This window comes from uncultured Gilvimarinus sp. (genome assembly GCF_963975215.1).
GTDB lineage: Bacteria > Pseudomonadota > Gammaproteobacteria > Pseudomonadales > Cellvibrionaceae > Gilvimarinus.
Genome location: NZ_CAXBFW010000007.1, coordinates 15155 through 36715 on the forward strand (window position 1 = coordinate 15155; position 21561 = coordinate 36715).

Consider the following 21561-nt stretch of genomic DNA (forward strand, 5'->3'; position numbering starts at 1 on the left):
TGGGCAGGGGCAGGTGTATTACAAAGGCCTGGCGGAAGATATGAGGGCTTGGAGATTCGACACCCGGCGCTTGGCGATACCTGAATGGATTTGGTCTCGGGCGCAGCAGAAGCCTCTGGGGCGCTCAGCATCCAGTGACGGCGTGGCGTGCCGACCGGCGAATAAGTCTCGTCTGATGGGGTGTTTTGCACCATATGTCCAGATCCTTTGGTACGGGGTGGCCGGTTCTTTTACGGCCCATTTGGCACAAATTTACTCTTTCTGAGGGTGTGGTGCAAGCCCTGCAGGGCCCTAGCTGGGGTTCAGGGGGGCTGGCTTTCAGCTGCTAGCGGTTCTGGGCGAGTTTATTAAGCAGCACCTGAAGTTGTCGCTTGTATTTCAGGGTTTTAGGTTAGTGCCAAAGCGGTCGTAGGCCCAGTCGGCGTTCCAGTGCATGTAAACAAAGTCTTTGGGCATTTATATTGGGACGTTTGGCCGTCGGTTTCGATGTGATCTATCTCCCGCGACGCTTGGCGTGGGGCGTATGGCACAAGCCTTAAGGCTTGTGTAAAATAACGGCTTAGTCTACTCCCACCGAGGTATTTGTCCGATGCGCCATTAATGCCGCCGTTGTTGCAACGGCCAGTCTCCACCAGCCCCCACCATTAGCCGGGGGAGTTCTTGGCATTTTTGGGATTTGCGTATGACGAATATTCATCTTTCACTGAAAGACGTGTCTTTGGTTTTGCCCGATGGCAGAACGCTTTTTTCTGGTTTAAACGATCAATTTGATGTGCGCCCAACGGGGCTCGTTGGCCGCAACGGTGTTGGTAAATCTTTACTGGCGCGAATTCTTGCCGGGTTAGACCAACCGACCAGCGGGCAGAGCTTGTGCTCTGGGCGAGTGCATTATCTCGCCCAGCACACGGGCCACGATAGTGGCGCTACCGTAGCGGATTTGGTCGGTATCGGGCACATACTTGATGCTTTAACGCGTATTGAGCTGGGCGGTACCCAGGCGACAGACTTTGAGATTGTGGGTGAGCACTGGGACATTCGCCAGCAATTACAGCTTGAGTTAGAGCGCTGCCAGCTGGGCCATTTGGATGCCGCCACGCCGATTGGCGTGCTTAGTGGCGGTGAGGCAATGCGGGTATCGTTGGCGGGCGCCCTGCTCTCTGATGCAGAGTTTTTAATTCTGGATGAGCCCAGTAATCACCTGGATAGGCCCAGCCGACAGGCGCTAATAGAACAACTGCTGCATTGGCGCCGCGGCTTGCTTGTTATCAGTCACGACCGGCCGTTACTGGCAACTATGGAGCGTATTGTAGAGTTAACCCCCAACGGGTTGCACAGCTATGGCGGCAACTACTCTTTTTACGCCGAGGCTAAAGCCCTTGAGCAGCAAAACGCGAAAAAGAAACTTGAGGCGCTTAAGCTTGGACGCAAACGGCAAGATCTGGCGATGCGCAAACAACACGAGCGCGCCGAGCGACGTAAAGCGCGTGGCAACCGCCAAAGTAAAAACGCCAATCAGGCAAAAATTTTACTGGACCGACAAAAAGAGCGTAGCGAAGTATCTGCCGGTGCGTTGCAAAAGAGCTTTTCCGCGAGCCGTGCGCAGCTAAACAAGCAGGTGCTTATCGCGGCGCAGCAGGTAAACGATGACGCGCACATAGTGTTGCATGGCCTACCTGCCCCTTCAATGCCAAAGGGGTATGTTGTTGAGCTGGAAGAGTTGCAATTGCCCTACGTGACGGGCGCTACCGGCCGCATTAATCTGGCGCTAAGTGGCGAGCAGCGCATCGGCGTGCTGGGGCCAAACGGTTGCGGTAAATCCACCTTGCTGCGTGTGCTGTCGGGGCAATTGTCGCCGGTGTCAGGCCGATGCCAGGTGACCACTAAGGTGGCCTACCTGGACCAGCAGTTGCGCAGCCTAAAAGCGAACCAAAACGTTCTTGAGCAAATCAAAAGTGCCAACCGCTTTGCCAGCGAGGGTGATTTACGTATGCGCTTGGCGCAATTGGGGCTGGATGAGCAGACGATAACGGTACCCAGCAAAGTGCTCAGTGGCGGTGAGCGCCTGAAAGCGGCTCTGGCCTGTCTTATTTACGCGGATACACCGCCTAAACTGTTGCTGCTAGATGAACCCAATAACCACGGACCTTCCGTCATTGCAGGCATTAGAGCAAATGTTGCGAAGCTACGCTGGCGCGTTAGTGGTGGTGTCTCATGATGATAGCTTTTTAGACACGCTGGCGCTGACCGGGCGGCTGCAGGCTGCAGCGCATGGCTGGCAGCTAGAGGCACTATAATTAACGCCGTTTTTTAGGCGGCATCCACCACGGCCAAATTTACATAAGTTAGCGCTTTAGTGCCCTGCGCCGCCGCATTGCGCACTATACTGATTAGCTACTTTACACAGCCAATTCCAGCCACAGCATGTTGGCCGCGGATTATAGGAGTGAATAATAATGAAGCTCAATATCAACGGAACCATTAAGCAACTAGAGGTGGAAAGCGACACGCCCTTGTTGTGGGTGCTGCGCGAACAGCTCGGGTTGACCGGCACCAAGTATGGCTGCGGCATTGCCATGTGCGGCGCCTGTACGGTTCATATCGATGGCGTCGCCCAGCGCAGCTGTGTGCTGCCGGTTGGCGCTGTGTCGGAAGCGCAAACAATAACCACGATCGAGGGGCTGGGGGTACAGCAGTTTCACCCGGTGCAGGATGTGTGGGCCGAGCTGGATGTGCCTCAGTGCGGCTACTGCCAGTCGGGCATGATTATGGCCGCCTCGTCTTTGTTGGCGCAAAACGCCAACCCCAGCGACGATGATATTCGCCGCGAGATTGGCAATATTTGCCGCTGTGGTACCTACCCGCGCGTGATTGAGGGTATTAAGGCCGCCGCTAAACGCCTTGCGAGCAACGCCGATGGAGGTCAGGATGCCAACGCCTAATTCAACGCTACCGCTCGATCAGCCCGGTAGTACCTCACGCCGAAATTTTCTTAAAGGCAGCAGTGTTGCCGCCGGTGCCTTTGTGTTTGGGTTTTCGTTTCCCTTTGGTAAAACAGCGCTGGCTCAATCAGGGGCGCCGGAGGTTAACGCCTGGGTTGTGGTGCAACCGGATGACTCTGTGTTAATTCGCATCGCCCGTATTGAGATGGGCCAGGGCTCGCTTACGGGCTTGGCGCAGTTGGTGGCCGAAGAGCTTGAGTGCGACTGGGATAACGTCGGTTATGAGATGGTAAAACCGGGCGAAAACCAAACGCGCGACAACGTCTGGAAGTCGCAATCAACCGGTGGCTCTACCGCCATTCGCGGCTCCCATGAATATTTACGCCAAGGCGGCGCAGCCGCGCGCGTGATGCTGGTAGAGGCCGCCGCACGCCAGTGGCAAGTACCCGCCAGTGAGTGCAACGTCAGTAAAGGCGTAATTAGCCACATTGGCACGGGTAAAACCACCAGCTACGGCGCCGTTGCCGCTTTGGCTAACGACGTTAAACCGCCCGAAACCGTTGCGCTAAAAGACCCTGCTAAATGGACTATCGCCGGCAAGCCCGTTAAGCGCCTGGATACCCAGGAGAAAGTCGACGGCTCGATGGTTTATAGCTCTGACTTTACGCTTCCCGGTATGTTGATTGCAGTGCCCAAGGCTTGCCCGGTGCACGGCGGCACCTTAAAAAGCTTTGACGCCAAGGCCGTGCAAGATATGCCTGGCGTAAAGCGCGTGGTGCGGGTGGATGATAACGCCGTGGCCGTGGTTGCCGATACTTTTTGGCACGCCAAAAAAGCCCTGGATGCCCTGCCCGTCGACTGGGATCTGGGCCCAAATGCGAATGTCTCGAGCGCGACAATTGCCAAGCAGTTACACGCAGGGCTAAGCGCGAAAACCGATTATGTGGGCAATAAAGTCGGCGATGCCGCGGCGAGCCTGGCGAATGCGGAAAAAGTCATCGAGGCGGACTACAGTTACCCCTACCAAAATCATGCGCCGATGGAGACCATGAGCACGACCGTTCGCTGGCGCAAAAACGGCTGCGAAATGTGGGGTGCAACCCAGGTGCCCGAGTCGGCGTTGGCCGCACTAGCAGAGGCCGCCGAACTGCCACAGGAGGTGTGCGAGGTGCACACCATGCGCATTGGCGGTAGTTTTGGCCGCCGGTTGGCGACCGATTATGTGCGTCAGGCAACGTTGGTGGCCAAACAGTTTCCCGACACGCCTATCAAGTTACTGTGGACCCGCGAAGAGGATATGTTGCAGGGCCATTTTCACCCGGTAACGCAATGCCGCATGCGCGCAACCCTGGATAAAAACGGCGATTTACAAGCGTTGCATATGCGTCTTTCGGGGCAATCGATTTTAGCGCACGTTAACCCCAAGGGCATTGGCGATAAAGGCGACCCGGTGATGTACCAGGGGCTAGACCCGGACGGCGATATGGCGCTGGGTTACAGCGTGCCTAATTTGCTGGTGGATCAGGTGATGGTTAACCCGCACATTCGCCCGGGTTTTTGGCGCGGGGTTAACCTCAACCAAAACGCGCTGTATATGGAAAGCTTTATCGACGAATTAGCCCACGCCGCCGGCAAAGATCCACTGGTGTTTCGGCGCAAGTTGATGGCCAATCACCCCAAACATCTGGCCGTACTTGAAGCGGCGGCCGAGGGTATCGGCTGGAACAAGAAACCCGCCGAGGGTGTTTACCGCGGTATCGCTCAGGTTAAAGGTTTTGGCAGTTACGTGGCGGCCGCCGCCGAGGTGTCGGTGACCGATGGCAAGTTAAAAATACATCGGATTGTCGCCGCCACCGACCCGGGCTATGCCATTAACCCGCAGCAAATTGAGGCGCAAGTGGCCGGCTCGTTTGTGTATGGTTTGTCGCCCATGCTTGCCAGCGAGTGCACCGTTAAAAATGGCCGTATTGAGCAGGAAAACTTTAACACCTACCAGGTAATGCAATTGCATGAGATGCCCGAGGTGGAAGTGATTACTATGCCCTCCGGCGGCTTTTGGGGTGGCGTGGGTGAACCCACTATCGCGGTTGCCGCGCCGGCCGTGCTAAATGCGATTTTTGCCGCAACCGGTAAGCGCGTGCGTAACATTCCCCTCAAAAATACCGATTTATCGGTAAGCTAAACCGTGGCGCCCTGTGTTTAATTTTGTGGGGCGCCTATCTAAAATGGCGCGTATCTAAAGGGGGCGTATCTAAAATCGCCACCGTGCACGGCGCTTTTGTTAATCGGCTTTGGCGCTGCTGTGAATATTGTGTAAATCTTCTGGCGTATCAATGTCGCGGCACACGCCGGCATCTTTTACCTCAATTTCTTGATAACACTCCGGGTGCTGTTTGATCAGCTTTAAGCCGCCCTGCTCGCCATTAAGCGCAGTAAGCGCGGGCCAAAAAAAGCGCCCAAAGATTACCGGGTGACCCACCTGCCCCGACCAGATTGGCCTAATAATATTGTCAGCGTTAGCTTTGTGAGCAAGTTGCGTTAAGGTGGTTGGTGAAATATAGGGTATATCACCCAGCCATACGGCGGCGGCTTGTAGGTTGCTTAGTGACGCGTCGGACAATAGCGCCTGGAAACCATCCGCCATGCTGGCGCCCTGACCCTGTCGCGCATGTGGTGTTCGGTATACCGGCGTATTGGGCGCTAAGCCCAGAGTACTCATATCATCTTCATCGCGGATAATCACCCGGACGTTTTTAAAAAAGCTGGCGGCACAGTGGTAGCTTGCCGCCAGCAGCGTTTGTTGCCGGTTAAGTTTGGCAGCGCGTTTATCGTTGTCACCAAAGCGAGTGGAATAACCTGCCGCGACGATTAAAGCCACAATCTGATCGTTTTGAACGGCGCTACTATTAAAGCGCATTGCGCTCTTTACCCCGCTGTACTCGCAGTATGTCGGCCATAACGGCCAGCGCAATTTCGGCGGGTGTTTTGCTGCCAAGCGCCAGGCCAATGGGCATATGAATGCGCGCGACTTCCGCCGCGGTTAAACCGCCGGTGCGCTGCAAACGTTCGGCTCGGGTTTGCGATGTTTTATGAGAGCCCATTACACCAATGTAAAAAGCCGGTGTTTGCACCGCCTCAATCATTGCCAGGTCATCAATGCGTGGATCGTGGGTTAAACCAACAATGGCAGTCGCATGGTGGCAGGCATCCGGCGCTGCGATAAACAGTGAGGGAAGCACGTATTCGGCGCGTATTCCCGGCATGTTAACATTCGCCCAGGCCTCTTCGCGCGGGTCGCAAATGATTACTTCAAACCCCATTGCCAAGGCAAATTCGGCGCAATAGATAGACACGCTTGAGACGCCGGCAATAATCAGGCGCGATACCGGCCCCACCCGGATATCCACAAACCGCTCATCCGGGTCTAGCCAGACGCGCTCGCTTTGGGGCTGATCGTGCAGTAACGATGTAGCGTTACTTTCTTTTGAATCATCGAGTACCACCCGGCGTGTTTTGACCGCTTTTCCATCAAGGGTCGCCAATAGGTTTTGCAGGTGCTCGGTATTCGCGGGCGTAGGCGCTAGCTTTTCTATTAATACATCCAGACTGCCGCCACAGGGTAAGGTAACCCGATTGTTGCCCATATTACCTTCGGCGCCGTAGCGAATTCGCTCGACCGTTTTTTGAAAGCGCCCGTCACCCAGCTGCTGCAAGAAGTCCTCCTCTACGCACCCGCCCGAGAGTGAGCCCACGTGCTTGCCATCGGGTGTGGCGGCCATTAACGAGCCGGGCTCGCGCGGTGACGAGCCAAAGGTGGCGAGTACGGTGCACAGCCAAATCGGCTCACCGTTATGCAGCCATTGCAGCGCCTGAGAAATTACGTGTTTATCCAAGTTTTGCATAATGGTGCTAAGTTTTACCCAACAAATTTTCAGTTATTATACAGGCTAATAAGGAACGACTGCCGAAAATACGGCCGTGCAGCGCGATACTTGTCGTGGCCGAACGACAGACGCCATCGAAATTGCTTACGGTAACACCAGCTTTTAGCAAAGTGGTCTTAGCTCATGACCATTTCTGGGGTTATGGGCAATTGGCGCAAGCGCTTACCAGTGGCGTTGTAGATTGCGCTGCTCACTGCTGCCGCCACACCGGTAATGCCAATTTCGCCAATGCCTTTGGCGCCGATGGGTGAAGCGTTGAAGTCTGGGGTGTCTATCCACATGATGTCTAAGTCGGGGATATCCGCGTTAACGGGTATGTGGTACTCCGCCAGATTATCGTTGGTAATTCGGCCATAACGGTGATCCCAGTGAGTGGCCTCTTGCAGTGCGTGGCCAATCCCCATGACCATGCCGCCAATAAATTGGCTGCGACCGGTGCGGGCATTAAGAATAGTACCGCAGGCGTAACAACCGAGCATACGGCGCACCCTGACTAACCCCAGCTCCTCGTCCACCGCGACTTCAACAAACGTTGCGCCATAAGAGTGCGGCGAATATTTTTGCTCCTCCGGGCCTTTAAAGCTACCGCGAGCCGTAAGATTCGGTTTGCCGGCTTGCTCTAGCAAATCATCCATGGCGATACGTGTTTGCCCGTCCGTTATGGCCCCTTGGGCGAAATGGATATCTTCGAGTGATGCGCTTTTAAGCTCACCTTGCTGCTGTGCAAGAGTCAATAGCTGCTCTTTTATTTTTTCGACGGCATTGCGAATGGCGCCGCCGACACTGGCCGTGGTCGCGCTGCCGCCAGAGATGCCGCCCGGTGGTAGCGAGGTATCGCCTAAGCGCATGTTAACTTTTTTGATGGGCAGGCCAAGCATATCGGCGGCGAGTTGGCTTTGTGCGGTGCGAGTGCCGGTACCTAACTCTTGTGTGCAACACGCAATATCGGCCGTACCGTTTTCATTAAGGGTTACGTCTACCTGTGTGGGAAATACGTTGTGCGGGTACGTGGCGGACGCCACGCCCATGCCAATTAACCAATGGCCGTCGCGTTTGCTGCGCGGTTCGGCGGCACGTTTGCTCCAGCCAAAGCGCTCGGCCCCTTTTTGCAGGCAATCTACCAGCAAGCGACTGCTAAAGGGCTTGCCACTGTGTTGGTCTACCTCCGGCTCATTTTTAATGCGCAGCTCGATCGGATCCATTTTTAGTTCTGTCGCCAATTCATCCACCGCGGCCTCAAGCGCGTACAAGCCGGGTGTTTCTGGTGGCGCGCGCATAAAGGTCGGTAATTGGGTATCTAGCCGACAGCGGCTTTGCTCTAGGTGCAATGAGTGTGTGCGATACATCATCCGGGTTGCCATGGTAAAGGCTTCGTTGTAAATGTCTTTGCGCGAGGTACTGGCGACGCCAGTGTGGATGATGGACTGAATAGTCCCGTCTTTATCGGCACCAAGCGCCACCCGCTGGCGAAAGGGGGAGCGGTGCCCTGTGCCGCCGTACATTTGTTGCCGAGTGGCGACCACTTTGACCGGCGCATCGACCAGCTTTGCGCACAAACAGGCTAACACGGCCTGCGGCCACATGGCGCCTTTAGAGCCAAACGCCCCGCCTACGTAGGGGCATATAACTTGTACCTGCTCGGGGGCAAGGTCGAATAGCGCTGCATAAGTAGCCTGCCCCGGCGCTAAACTTTGTGTTGTGTCGTGAACGGTTAAGAAAGGCTTGCCGTTTTTTTTGCCAAAGTGCGCAATGGTGGCGTGCGGTTCAATAGGGTTGTGGTGGTTACCATACAGCCGATAATCCGCCTCAATTTTTACTGCGCTCGCTTGCCATGCCTGTTGTGCGTCGTCACCTTTAGTGATGACAGCGGGTGCACCCATAAGGCTTTCAGGGCGCTCGTCTGCAGGAGCATCGTCAATGTTGGTTACATGCGTTTGGGTCTCGTAGGTAACCTTCACCAGCAGTGCGGCATCGCGGGCGGTTTCAAAGGTATCGGCGATCACAGCCGCCACGTATTGGCCGGCGTAAAATACCTCGGTTTCGGCCGCCGGAAATACGTTACTGGCCAGTGAATGCTTCACGCCAGAGTCGTTAAACGTTTTAATACGGTTAAAGGGCGGGACGTTGTCGGGCAGCAATATTGCCTGAACTCCCGGCAGGTTTTTTGCCGCGCGGGTGTCGATAGACTTGATTTTGCCGCGTGCGATATTACTGGTAACGGCTACCGCGTGCAGCATCCTGTCTGGTTGGTGCTCGGCGGTAAAAGTGGCGGCGCCAGTGACTTTTTCCCGGCCGCTTTTTCGTACCAGAGATTTTCCAACCGTGCCGCTATAGTCGATCGATTTAAAAGCCATGGTTATACTCCCCGTTGCGTCGGTTGGGTATCGGAGCGGCCGTGTTGCCGGGCCCAGAGTGCGTCATCATCTAACGGTCCCTCATCACGCAGTGTTTGTAACGCCCGTTCCAGCGTGCGTTTGGCGAGCAACACCTTATACTCTAGTCCTGCTGGCGGCTGCGCAGAGGCAAGTGCCGCTTGCGCTGCCGCACGAAACACCTCATCAGTGGGTGCCTGGCCTATCAAGGCTTGCTCGGCGGCTTTGCTGTGCCAGGGGATGGAGCCCAGCCCACCAATACCAACGTTGGCACTGCGGATTGCTCCGTTGTGTATTTCCAGCCCTACGGCGGCGCTGGCGAGGGCAAAGGCATAGCTGCTGCGCTCGCGAATTTTAAAGTAATAGCTATTTTTTAAGCTCGCCGATACCGGGAAAATAACCGAGGTTATTACCTCGTTGGGTTTAATTTTGGTCGAATACTGAAACTCTTTTTGCTGCGGTGTTTGATAAAAATCACGCGCTTTAATACGGCGTTTTACTTCGCCGTTGCTTAACTCCAACTCCGCATCAAATGCGACGGCACTGATGGCAAAGTCGCCGGGGTACATACCCACCAGACGGCCATTGTTGCCAAGCACTGCAAGCATCGCCGTGTCGACGCCCTCGCCATGGTTTTTAATGGTGTGGCCGTCGATTGGCATATCGGGGTGGCGATAGTAAGGCGACCGTGTGCGCTGCAGAAGGTTGCCGCCTATAGTGGCCATGTTGCGGATTTGCGGCGATGCGGCGAGGATAAGCGACTGCCTGATGACGGGAAATGCCCTTCCCCCTTTCTCGGCATCGGCAAGCTCAGCCATCGTGGTCGCGGCGCCAATGTTTAGTGAGTGGCCATCGGATGAAACACCAGAGGGTAATGCGTCGCGCACGTGCACTACAGAGGCAGGTGTTAATACGTTCAGCTTCATAAGGTCGATCATGGTGGTACCGCCGGCGATGGCTTGCACCGAGCGATGATCGATGAGTGTGGCCGCCTCTTTTACGGTTTGCGCATTGTGATAGTCAAAAGGAATCATGAGGTTTGCTCCGCAGGGTCGCCGGCGGGCTCGGCGCCAGAGGTTTGTCTAACGGCGGCTAAAATATTCGGGTAGGCGCTGCAGCGACACAAATTGCCGCTCATCCATTCGCGAGTTTCTTCCGCTGACCCGCTCGCGTGCCCTTCTTCAATACAGGCTACCCCCGACATAATTTGTCCGGGCGTACAGTAACCGCACTGGTAGCCGTCGCAACGTAAAAAAGCCTCTTGCATGGGGTGCAGTTCGTCGCCTTGAGCGAGCCCTTCAATCGTCGTAACGTCCGCGCCGTCGATGGTTGCCGCCAGTGTTAAACAAGACAACACCCGTTGACCATTGACATGCACAGTACAGGCCCCGCAAGTACCGTGGTCACAACCTTTTTTAGTGCCGGTCATGGCTAGGTGCTCGCGTAATAGATCGACCAATGTGGTGCGGTTATCAATAGGCTGGGTGACTTTTTGCTTGTTAATGGTGAGGGTGATTTCGCGCTGAGTGGGCGTGACTGATGATTGCTCGGCCGGTTGAGATGCCGTGGCCGCCGAGGCCGAGGTGGTAGCCGCGGCGCCGGCCGCCAAGCCAACGCCCTTAAGAAAGTCGCGCCTTGGCCAGACGCCTATGGCGCCTGACGAGTCGCTGGCCTTTTTATCATCGCGGTTCATAAGCACTCCCAAAAGTGGTTGGTAATTGATGCGCCTTAATGACTAACCATACGCACCGTATTTAGTTTGTACGATTTTCAAACGCTCTAAGGGGGTTTGTAATCTTCGCAACGCCTTTGGCAGAGAAATCCGCTTGCGGTACAACGCGACAAACCATCCTTAATCGGTTTGATCGTTCAAGCGCCATCGTAACGGCGCCAATACGGGCGTTCTCGGCTGTGTTGGCGGCGTCGGTATAGCCTAACGTGATCATCGCGCGCTCCAGCTGACCCATAACAAACGTCAGAGTGATGAAGGACAGCAAAGAGCGTTCCAGCAACGTTAATAGACGTTCATGCTGTAGATCGATGGTAAATTGATTAAAGCGCGCCTTTTCCTTTCTTTTCTATCCCGGTCGGTAATGACCTGTATAATTCCGCCTCTTATTTAGCGTGTTGCTCACATCGATACGTTGCACTCTCTCCCGGAAGCTTGTGTATGACATCCCCCACCGCCACGCCTACCAGGCACATTTTTTTAACATTACTCGGCTTAATGCTGGTTGCGTTAAATTTGCGCCCGGCACTGACGAGCGTATCGCCGGTGTTGCGCACAATCGGCGATGATTTGTCGCTAACGCCTTCGGGGCTGGGGGTTTTGACCACCTTGCCGGTGCTGTTTTTAGGGCTGGCGGCACCCTTGGCGCCGATCGTGGCCCGCCGGCTTGGTATGGAGCGCACGGTGCTGCTGGCGGTGGCGTTGCTGGCAGTCGCTTTACTTGCTCGCCCTTATTTGGGTGTGGCGGGGTTGTTTATTGGCTCGTCCGCCGCGGGCGCTTGTATTGGCGTGATGGGCGTATTGCTGCCAGGGATCGTCAAGCGCGACTTTCCCAACTCCGTTAGCTTACTGACCGGCTTGTATACCGCGCTGTTATGTTTTGGCGCCTCCATGGCGGCGGGCGCAACCGAGCCGTTACGGTTGCTGTTTAACAGCGATTGGCGCCCCGCCCTTGGGTTTTGGATGCTGCCGGCGGCTATTGCGGCCGTTGTATGGTGGCTGCAGTTAGGGGCTAAGCACTTTCCTAAAAACGTTGGCGCGCCTAAAAAGTCGTTGTATCGCGATTCGCTCGCATGGCAGGTAACCCTTTATATGGGGTTGCAGTCGGCCTTGGCCTATACCGTGTTTGGCTGGCTACCCTCGATTTTACAAGATCGCGGCGTCGATGCCGTGGCCGCCGGGCTGGCGTTGTCGGTGTCGATTATGGTGCAGGTGATTACCGCGATTGCCGCGCCCTGGATATCGAGCTATATGCGCGATCAGCGCTTTATGATCGTGCTGGTGGTCGTGCTCACCCTACTCGGGCTGGCCGGTTGTATCTATGCGCCGCTTAGCTTGATGTGGGTTTCGGCGGTAATATTGGGCCTGGGTCAAGGCGGGACCTTTAGTATGGCATTAACCTTACTGGCTGTGCGGGCCCGCGACGCCGATACGGCGGCCCGGCTATCGGGTATGGCGCAGGGCGTTGGCTATACGCTTGCGTCGTCGGGCCCGTTGTTAACCGGATTACTGCACGATGTGTTTCACGGCTGGGAGGTTACCGGCTTGTTTCTTGGTTTAATTGGCTGTATTGCAATTGCGGCGGGCTTGGGTGCCGGCCGTAAATTGTATGTGCTGGATGAGCGTTAACGAATAGTGATGGTTGGTTTAATTATTTCCATTGCAAATGATAGTACTTATCATTAATATTACCCCCTTGGATTTACTTCGACTTGGGGGTCGCTATGTCTTTTACCTATTTTTCGCGTCGCAATGCTCTGCCCGGTTACGCTTTACTGGCGCTAAGCGCCGCGATTAGCGCTGTGTCGCACGCTCAAACAGAGAGTGATCGCGCTGAATCAGACTCGGATATTGAAGAAGTTCTGATCACCAGCCGTTTCACCACTAACGATCAGCTCGACACGGCCACCGGCCTTGGCTTAACCCTCTACGAGACGCCGCAATCGGTTAGTGTGATGACCTCGGAGCGTATCTCAGATCAGAACTTGCGCTCACTGACCGATATCGTGAATAACGCGGCGGGTATCTCGTCGGTATCCAGCGATAGCTCGCGGGACCGCTTTTCGGCCCGCGGTTTTGCCATTGATAACTACCAGATTGACGGTATTCCCATGAGCTGGAGCTCGGGTGGCGACGCCGGCGAAACCCAGTCTAATACCGCCCTGTATGAGCGCGTTGAGGTAGTGCGCGGCGCGACCGGTTTGTTAACCGGCGCCGGTAACCCTTCGGCCTCGATTAACTTGGTGCGCAAGCACGCCGACAGTAAAACCTTGACCGGTTATGTTAATGCCTCGGCCGGGCGCTGGAACACTTATACGGCCACCGCCGATGTGGCCACCGGTTTAAATCGCAGTGGCTCGGTGCGCGGCCGCGCGGTGGTGAGTTATGAAGATGGCGAGTCGTTTCGCGATTTGGCCGGTGATGAAACCACCGTATTTTATGGCGTGCTCGATGCCGACCTAACCGACAATTTGTTAGTGCGCGTGGGTGCGAGTTATCAAGACAATCAACCCACCGCCTCGACCTGGGGTGGCTTACCCACCTGGTACAGCGATGGCAGCCGTACGGATTGGGAGCGCTCTAAAACCATTGGCGCCGATTGGACCGCCTGGGCCTCGACCGTACAAAACCAGTTTGCCGATGTCATTTACAACTTTGGCAGTGATTGGCAGTTAAAATTAAACGTTAACCGCAATGTAAACGAAGCGGACCTGATGCTTATTTACATGTCGGGCACGGTTGATCGCGACACGGGCGAAGGTCTTAACCCCTCGCCTTACAACGCCGAGACAGAGCGCGATCAAATGAGTTATAGCGCCCAGTTAAGTGGTAGCTATTCATTGTTTGGCAATCAGCACGATCTAACCGTTGGCGCCATTAGCAGTGAGCAGGATTTTATCTCGCAAACCCGCGCCCGCACCGATGTGGCTCCGGTAGGTAACTTTTTTGAGTGGGATGGCAGCTACCCGCAGCCGACCTGGGGTGAGCAATCCGTTGCGGCCGATCAGAACATTACGCAAGAGGCGGTGTACGGCGCGACGCGCTTAGCGGTGACGGATGTGTTTAAAGTGATCCTGGGTGGACGTATTTCAAATTGGGAGCAAACCGGCGTTAGTTACGGCTCGCCCGTGGATTATGGCAACGATGATATTTTTACCCCTTACGCCGGCCTGGTGTACGAGATTAACGATCATCACTCGCTTTACACCAGCTACACCGAGATTTTTTCGCCGCAAAACAGCCGCGACCGCAACGGTGATTTGCTGGACCCCATTACCGGCACCAACTACGAGTTCGGTTTAAAAAGCCGCTTCTTTGACGATGCGCTGCACACCACGGTGACACTATTTAACGTGGTGCAGGATAATCTGGCGCAAGCCGATGGCGACGAGATAGTGCCCGGCTCAGTGCCGCCCGCACAGGCTTATCGCCCGGCTGAAGGCGCCGAGTCTACCGGTGTAGAGCTGGAAGTGGTAGGTGAAATTACCGACGGTTGGGATGTGAGCTTTAGCTACACCAAGTTTGATGCCGAAGACGCTGATGGCACAGCGGTAAACACTAATCAGCCCGACGAGTTATTAAAACTATATACCACTTACCGTTTTGGCGGCGGGCTCGATAAGTTAACCGTGGCCGGTGGTGTTAACTGGCAAGGCAGTAACTATACCAACGCCACAAACCCGATAAGCGGCAACGCCGAGCGTTTGCAGCAAGATTCTTACTCGCTGGTAAGCCTAATGGCGCGCTACGATATTTCATCTCAGTCATCAGTACAGCTAAACGCGGACAATGTGTTGGATGAAACCTACTACAGCCAAATTGGGTTTTACAGCCAATTAGAGTATGGCGAGCCGCGCAATATTACTGCTTCGATAAACTATAACTTCTAACCCACGGTTAGGTGTCGCGTATTAGCGTGACAGTAATCGTTACTCTACAGCTCTGCGGGTATGTGCTATTTGCACCTACCCGCGGGCTTTTTACGTTTTATCGTTCGTATTGGAATTCGTTATGGGCTTAACCGGTTGGCGCCTTGTCTCATTAATTGGCGCGGCATTATTGGGCGGCTACGCCTTGGCCAGCGCCGTGGGTATTTTTCTTGCCGCTATTTTACCGGCCAGTAAAAGCGATGCCGTGTTGCTGGGTAACCTGGTCAGTTTCGCGGTGTACGTCGCTGCCATTATGTGGGTTTGCGCGGTACGCAAGCCGCTGCGCGCCTGGTGTGTATTGTTGATCACGGCGCTCATTCTGGCGGGCCTTTGTCAGGCTAAGGGTGTGAATGTGTTAGCGAGCGTGGGCTTATGAGTCAATCGTCACCGAGTAATAAAAAAGCCGCCGCCTCACCTGATGGCGGCTTTCGCCAAGCCATGACCTGGTTGCACACATGGGTTGGCTTAACCTTAGGCTGGGTGCTGTTTTTAATTTTTGTCACAGGTACCGCCGGGTATTTTGATACCGAGATTGATCGCTGGATGCAGCCAGAGCTTCCTATGGTCGAGGCTCCGTTAAGCACACTGGAAACCGCCAATGTGGTAAGAGCCCGCTTAGAGCAAGAGGCGCCGCAAGCCGAACGTTGGTACATTAGTTTGCCTGCAGGGCGCAACCAACTTTACCCTAGCGTGTTTTGGCAAGGTGCCTCAGAGGAGGCGGGCGCGAGCTCGGCCCGTGGGCGCTTAACGCTGGATGCTACCACCGGTGAGACGCTAACCCCGCGCGATACCGGTGGCGGGCAAACCCTGTACCAAATGCACTGGCGCCTGCACTACCTAGGGCGCGGATACTCCGATTGGATTATTGGCGTTGCCACCTTGTTTATGATGGTGGGGCTCGTTACCGGCATCATTATTCATAAAAAAATATTTGTCGATTTTTTTACCTTCAGGCCCGGCAAAGGCCAGCGCTCGTGGTTGGATGCGCATAACTTTTTTAGTGTGTTTGCACTGCCCTTTCATTTAATGATCACCTACTCGGGTTTATTGTTTATGGGGTTTTCACTGATGCCCCTGATCGTCGCATCGCACTATGGCGATGAAGGCCGGCGCCAATTTTATGCCGAAGTGTTTGACCCGCCGGGCATTGTTGACGCCGCTAACACCCCTGCCCCGTTGGCGCCCTTTGCCGATGTTATTAATCAGGCGGAACAGCGCTGGGGCCCGGGCCGGGTTCAGGTGGTGGACGTTCATCACCCACAAGATGCCAATGCGCGGGTGGTGTTGTACGAGAGTATCGACCAAACGGTTAGCACCAGTGGTGAGCGCCTGGTGTTTGATGGTGTGACGGGCAATCTTTTACACATAGAGCCGGCTGATGCCTCGATGGCCAAGCATGTGCGCGATGTGTTTCTTGGTTTGCACGAGGGCTTGTTTGCCGGTACCGCCCTGCGCTGGCTGTATTTTTTGTCCGGCGTCTTGGGCACCGGCATGGTGGCAACCGGGTTAATTTTGTGGACGGCTAAACGGCGTAAAAAAGCCGAGCGCAAGCCGGGTCAAACTCACCGTGGGTTGGTGCTGGTCGAGAAATTAAACATCGGTACCATCGCGGGCCTGCCCGCTGGCATGGCAACTTACTTTTGGGCAAATCGCTTACTGCCCTTGAATATGGCCGGGCGCGGCGAGTGGGAGGTTCACATTTTGTTTTTAACCTGGCTGGCTATGTTGCTGTATGCCGCGGTGCGGCCAAGACTTAAGGCGTGGCAGGAGCTGCTGGCAGCCACCGGTGTACTATTTGCCGCCCTGCCGGTGTTAAATGCGCTGACTACCGAGCGTCATTTGCTGCAAAGCTTAACGAGTGGCGACTGGGTGTTTGCCGGTTTTGATATTAGCGTTTTTGTGATTGGCGTTGGGTTTACCTGGGCGGCATGGCGCGTTCGGGCATCACGCTACCGCGCGAGCACCACCCAGGTGCCGCTGCGTAAACCACGGGGCAACGCAAATAACCAGGAAGGCATTGAGCGAGACGCCGTGGGGAGTAATTCATAATGGCCGATAACTTATTCCTCTTGGCGGTATCGCTGTTAAGCGTTAGCGCTATGGCTTGTTTGTGCTTAGCCATGAACCGCCATGCGTTTGACCTTAGTAAGTCCGGCGGCCGATTGCCGTTACCCCCGCGTATTTTCCGCAGGCTAGGTTGGTTACTGGTAGCGCTGGTGCTGCTGGTAACGGTTGCGCGGCAGGGTTGGAGTTTTGGGCTTGTGGCCGCCCTGGGTTGCTTAACGGCGGGTGCCGTGCCGGTGCTATTGTTGGCGTCTTACCGGATAACGCGGCTCGCCGCAGTCGGTTTAGGCAGTGGTGGTATTGCTCTGGTTGTATTCGCCGTCAGCTACGTCTAACTGTAATCCTTACTCTGTTAGTTGTGATCTCGACTTCCTATATGTAATATAATACTAATATAGGGGTCGCGATGGTCTACGCCATGCGGGACCAGCATAATAACTAACGAATAAGGTTTGCATGATGCGACAGATAATGTTTTGCGCTTTGTGGCTATGCTTGGCGGCGTGTACGCCAACATCGATAACACAAGCTCCCCCTACCCTGTCGGCTGAGTCCGTAAAAGCGCTGACCCAAAAAGTCGCTGACTGGCAAATAGCAACCTTTTACGAGCAAGGCAAATATCGCGCCCTGCCTACTATTCCCCCGGATTGGATGAACCGCGAGCAATACCACGATTTGGAGTGGCACCACGGCGCGCTCTACGCGGGTATGAATCAGTGGCGCCAAGTGGCCGATAACCCCAAAAAATACACTGACTGGCTGATCGAGATCGGCGAGCGAAACGACTGGGCGCTGCACCAGCGGCCCTACCACGCCGACGACCATACCGTGGGCCAGTTCTATCTGGCGCTGTATGAGGACTTTAACGACCCTAAGATGCTGGAGCCCACCCGCGAGCAGTTTGACTGGATTTTAGGAAACCCTAAAACCGGCACTCTGGACTGGCTGGCCGAAGACACCCACGCCCACGACCGCTGGGGCTGGAGCGATGCCTTGTTTATGGCGCCTCCCGTTTGGGCGCGCTTAGCGAAGGTGACCGGCGACTCTAAGTACCTGGAATTTATGGATCAGGAGTATCACGCCACTTACGACTTGCTGTGGAGTGAAAAAGACCATCTGTTCTGGCGCGATTCGAGCTTTTTTACCAAAAGTGAGAAAAACGGCGAGGACATTTTCTGGTCGCGCGGCAATGGCTGGGTATTTGGCGGGCTTGCGCTGATGATTCCCGACTTGCCTGCCAACTGGGAGGGGCGCGAGTTTTACATCGACCTGTATAAAGAAATGGCTGCTCGGCTGCTAGAAATTCAACGCGATGACGGCACCTGGTCTATGGGCCTGCTCGGTGGAACCGAGGGTTACCCCATTATGGAAACCAGCGGCACCTCATTCTTTACCTTTGGCCTGGCTTGGGGTATCAACCAAGGCATTCTCGATCGCGAAACTTACGAGCCTTCGGTTCTGCGTGCCTGGCAGGCATTGTCGGGCGCGGTAACCGAAAAAGGTCTGTTGGGGCATGTACAACCCGTAGGCGCCGCACCCGGCGACTCTTTCCCTGACTACACCGAAGTGTATGGCATCGGCGCTTTTTTAGCGGCGGGCAGCGAGCTGTATAAGCTGCTGAACGACGAGCCTAAAAAAAAAGTAACTGACCTACGTACATTTATGTACAACAGCGGGTGGTGCTGGTTTCAGGACCCCCGCGCCATCGTCCACAACGGCAAATTGCTGGTGGGCGGTGTCGCCGGAAACGGTCGCGGTGACGCGGCCGTAGGCGTTTACGATTTAGAGCGTGACGCCTTGCTGGGCCGCACTACCTTGCACGATCAGTTTGATCACGACGACCACAACTCTCCGGTTTTTTACGCTCGCCCCGACGGCCGGGTATTAAGCGTTTACGCCCGTCACAGCACCGAAAACAAACACTACTATCGCGTCTCAAGCAGTGACGATTTTTTAAGCTGGGGTGACGAGCAGATCAAGCGCTACGACGATTCCGTTACCTATATGAATTTGTATGCGCTTGATGATGGCAAGCTGTACAACTTTTATCGCGGTATCGATTGGAACCCGACCATGGTGGTCTCTAACAATCAGGGTAAAACCTGGGGCGATGAACAACACTTTATTCAAAACGAAGTTGAGGGCGTTCATCGCCCTTACAGCCGCTACACCAGCAACGGTACAGATACGATAGGCATATCCTTTACCGATGCGCACCCGCGCGATTACGGCACCAGCATTTACTACGCGGAGTTTCGCCATGGCAATTTCTACACCGTGGATGGCCGCCTGATTAAAAACCTAGAGAAAGACGGCCCTCTCAAACCGTCTGAGGCCGAAAAAGTTTTTGCCGGCGGTGGCGGCGGTTTTCGCAGTGTAGCGTTAAGCGCTGAGAACAGTGCATGGACCAGCGCGCTGGCCTTTGACGACAAGGGTTACCCGCACATCGCCTACTCTTTGTATCTGGCCAACAATGACCAGCGCTACCGCCTTGCCTCGTGGGATGGCCAAAAGTGGATCGACCGCGAAGTGGCACACGCCGGCACTCGGTTGTACGAGCAAGAGGCCAGCTACACCGGTTTAATTACCCTAGACCCTACCAACCCCGAGCGTGTAGTGATCTCTACCGATGTTGACCCGACCACCGGCGAAGCCTTGGGCGGCAAACACCAGATCTTTACCGCCCGGGTTGCAGAGTCGGATAGCACCGATACAATCAATTGGCAGCGTTTGTCTTTTGATGATCATCGCCATAACATCCGCCCCATGGTGGTGAACGGTGGCGAGCACAAGTTGGTGTTGTGGTCGCGCGGCCAGTACAACACTTACACCGATTATTATTTGGATACCGTGGGGCGTGCACTGGAATACAACCACTAATAACCGGTAACCGATTTAAAAACATAACGACAAGGTAGAGCCCATGAAGCCCGTTAAACTTTTTTTCGTCGTATTCGCGCTGGCATTAGTAACCGTTACAGGTTGCCAGCCAGTGGCTCAGGTTGCGGCACAAAACCCTATTATATGGGCGGACGTACCCGACGTGTCTGTGATTCGGGTAGACGATACCTACTATATGAGCAGCACTACGATGCACATGAATCCCGGGGTGCCCATCATGCGCTCTAAGGATTTGGTTAACTGGACTTTAGTCGATTACGCCTACGACCGTTTGGTCGATAACGACGCGATGAACCTAAAAAACGGCGAGAACGCCTATGGCCGCGGTAGCTGGGCAAGCAGCTTGCGTTATCACAACGAGCAATTTTATGTCTCGACCTTTTCCGCTACCAGCGGTAAAACCCACACTTACACCACCAAAAAGATCGGCGCGGGTAACTGGCAAGAGGTTAACTTTTCGCCCGATTTACACGATCTGTCTCTGTATTTTGAAAATGGCCGTAGCTTTATGGTCTACGGCGGCGGTGATATTCGCTTAGTTGAACTTAACGATGATTTATCCGGGCCTAAGCCCGGAGGCATTAATCAAGTGATTATAAAAAACGCCAGCGCCGTGGCCGGGAGCGATATTATGTTGCCGGCCGAGGGTTCGCAGCTGCGCAAAATAAATGGCTACTATTACCTCTTAACCATTACCTGGCCACAAGATGGCATGCGTACGGTGCTGGTTCATCGAGCGGAATCCCTAACGGGGCCCTATACCGGTAAAGTGGCACTGCAAGATCAGGGCATCGCCCAAGGCAGCTTAATTGATACCCCCGCGGGCGATTGGTATGGCCTACTGTTTGGCGACCGTGGTGCCGTGGGGCGTATTCCGTATCTGGTGCCCGTCCACTGGCAAGATAACTGGCCGGTGTTTGGGGTTGATGGCAAAGTGCCGCAGCGTTTAGACATGGCGGTCGCCAACCAAAATGTTGCCGGTATTGTCACCTCTGATGAATTTAATTCCGATACGCTTTCTTTGCCGTGGCAGTGGAATCACAACCCCGACAACAAGCACTGGTCGCTTACCGAGCGCGAAGGTTTTTTACGCCTCGGCAACGGCAGAATCGATAAAACCTTACTCGATACCCGCAACACATTAACGCAGCGAACCTTTGGCCCGGAAAGTACCGCGAGCGTTAAAATCGATATTAGTCATTTACAGCAAGGCGATGTGGCGGGATTGGCGCTCATTCAGAAACACTACGGTTATATTGGGGTAAAACGCAGTGACACCGGCACTGAGATTGTTGCGGTGCAAACAGCTAATGAACAGCCAGCTACGCTGGCAACGCTACCGCTGCAGCAACAGGACGTTTACTTTAAAGCTCGCGCCGAGTTTCGCGATAAAACCGATCAGGCACAATTTTACTACAGCCTAAATGGTAATGATTGGGTACCACTCGGGCCGGTGCTAACTATGGAGTACACCCTGCCTCACTTTATGGGGTACCGCTTTGGCCTGTTTCACTTTGCGACGCAAGAGTTAGGCGGCTCTGCTGATTTTGATTATTATCGCTTAGCGCCCTTTAAGCCAATTGATCGCCCACCAAGCTTATAGTTAATGAGCCTGTCGGCTTGTGGCGGTAAGAGTTGATTAGTAGCCTGCCTCGAAACGTTTTCGAGGCAGGCGATGCAAGG

General features: G+C 54.8%; 15 protein-coding genes. 10 read left to right on the plus strand and 5 right to left on the minus strand.

What is annotated here, in order from left to right:
* The first annotated feature begins 682 nt into the window (after positions 1-682).
* The 3 genes from AAC019_RS06840 (at position 683) to AAC019_RS06850 (ending at position 5121) form a co-directional block, all read left to right on the plus strand.
* Positions 683-2215 carry an ATP-binding cassette domain-containing protein gene (locus AAC019_RS06840; protein ID WP_339897900.1) on the plus strand — a complete coding sequence of 511 codons (1533 nt, stop codon included), beginning with the start codon at positions 683-685 and terminating at the stop codon, positions 2213-2215.
* 235 nt (positions 2216-2450) lie between these two features.
* Positions 2451-2939 (plus strand): (2Fe-2S)-binding protein, encoded by a 489-nt coding sequence (locus AAC019_RS06845; RefSeq protein WP_339898008.1) that lies wholly within the window; start codon positions 2451-2453, stop codon positions 2937-2939.
* Complete coding sequence (locus AAC019_RS06850) at positions 2926-5121, plus strand: molybdopterin cofactor-binding domain-containing protein (RefSeq protein ID WP_339897901.1); 2196 nt, start codon at positions 2926-2928, stop codon at positions 5119-5121. Before AAC019_RS06845 ends, AAC019_RS06850 begins: the two co-directional genes overlap by 14 nt.
* A 99-nt stretch (positions 5122-5220) precedes the next feature.
* On the opposite strand, the gene AAC019_RS06855 is transcribed toward AAC019_RS06850, so the two are convergent.
* From AAC019_RS06855 to AAC019_RS06875, 5 genes are all read right to left on the minus strand, one after another.
* Positions 5221-5856, minus strand: a complete 636-nt coding sequence (locus AAC019_RS06855) for a nucleotidyltransferase family protein (protein ID WP_339897902.1) — start codon at positions 5854-5856, stop codon at positions 5221-5223.
* Positions 5846-6841: an XdhC family protein gene (locus AAC019_RS06860; protein WP_339897903.1), complete on the minus strand. Its 996-nt coding sequence runs from the start codon at positions 6839-6841 to the stop codon at positions 5846-5848. Before AAC019_RS06860 ends, AAC019_RS06855 begins: the two co-directional genes overlap by 11 nt.
* Before the next feature lie 158 nt (positions 6842-6999).
* Positions 7000-9237: a xanthine dehydrogenase family protein molybdopterin-binding subunit gene (locus AAC019_RS06865; RefSeq protein WP_339897904.1), complete on the minus strand. Its 2238-nt coding sequence runs from the start codon at positions 9235-9237 to the stop codon at positions 7000-7002.
* Positions 9238-9239: 2 nt separating this feature from the next.
* The gene (locus tag AAC019_RS06870) at positions 9240-10289 is read right to left on the minus strand and encodes an FAD binding domain-containing protein (protein WP_339897905.1); all 1050 of its coding nucleotides are present in this window, start codon (positions 10287-10289) and stop codon (positions 9240-9242) included.
* Positions 10286-10948, minus strand: coding sequence for a (2Fe-2S)-binding protein (locus tag AAC019_RS06875; RefSeq protein ID WP_339897906.1), 663 nt, complete (start codon positions 10946-10948; stop codon positions 10286-10288). The genes AAC019_RS06870 and AAC019_RS06875 overlap by 4 nt, the downstream gene beginning before the upstream one ends.
* Before the next feature lie 477 nt (positions 10949-11425).
* Here AAC019_RS06875 and AAC019_RS06880 point away from each other — a divergent pair, with 477 nt between their 5' ends.
* From AAC019_RS06880 to AAC019_RS06910, 7 genes are all read left to right on the plus strand, one after another.
* Complete coding sequence (locus AAC019_RS06880; RefSeq protein WP_339897907.1) at positions 11426-12613, plus strand: MFS transporter; 1188 nt, start codon at positions 11426-11428, stop codon at positions 12611-12613.
* 95 nt (positions 12614-12708) lie between these two features.
* Positions 12709-14874 carry a TonB-dependent siderophore receptor gene (locus tag AAC019_RS06885; RefSeq protein WP_339897908.1) on the plus strand — a complete coding sequence of 722 codons (2166 nt, stop codon included), beginning with the start codon at positions 12709-12711 and terminating at the stop codon, positions 14872-14874.
* A gap of 121 nt (positions 14875-14995) precedes the next feature.
* The gene (locus AAC019_RS06890) at positions 14996-15289 is read left to right on the plus strand and encodes a DUF3649 domain-containing protein (RefSeq protein ID WP_339897909.1); all 294 of its coding nucleotides are present in this window, start codon (positions 14996-14998) and stop codon (positions 15287-15289) included.
* Positions 15286-16962, plus strand: coding sequence for a PepSY-associated TM helix domain-containing protein (locus AAC019_RS06895; RefSeq protein ID WP_339897910.1), 1677 nt, complete (start codon positions 15286-15288; stop codon positions 16960-16962). The genes AAC019_RS06890 and AAC019_RS06895 overlap by 4 nt, the downstream gene beginning before the upstream one ends.
* Positions 16962-17312, plus strand: coding sequence for a DUF3325 domain-containing protein (locus AAC019_RS06900; protein ID WP_339897911.1), 351 nt, complete (start codon positions 16962-16964; stop codon positions 17310-17312). Before AAC019_RS06895 ends, AAC019_RS06900 begins: the two co-directional genes overlap by 1 nt.
* A gap of 121 nt (positions 17313-17433) precedes the next feature.
* The gene (locus AAC019_RS06905; RefSeq protein ID WP_339897912.1) at positions 17434-19857 is read left to right on the plus strand and encodes a glycoside hydrolase family 88 protein; all 2424 of its coding nucleotides are present in this window, start codon (positions 17434-17436) and stop codon (positions 19855-19857) included.
* A gap of 43 nt (positions 19858-19900) precedes the next feature.
* Entirely contained in the window at positions 19901-21481 is a 1581-nt protein-coding gene (locus tag AAC019_RS06910) for a glycoside hydrolase 43 family protein (protein WP_339897913.1), read from the plus strand.
* Positions 21482-21561 lie beyond the last annotated feature (80 nt).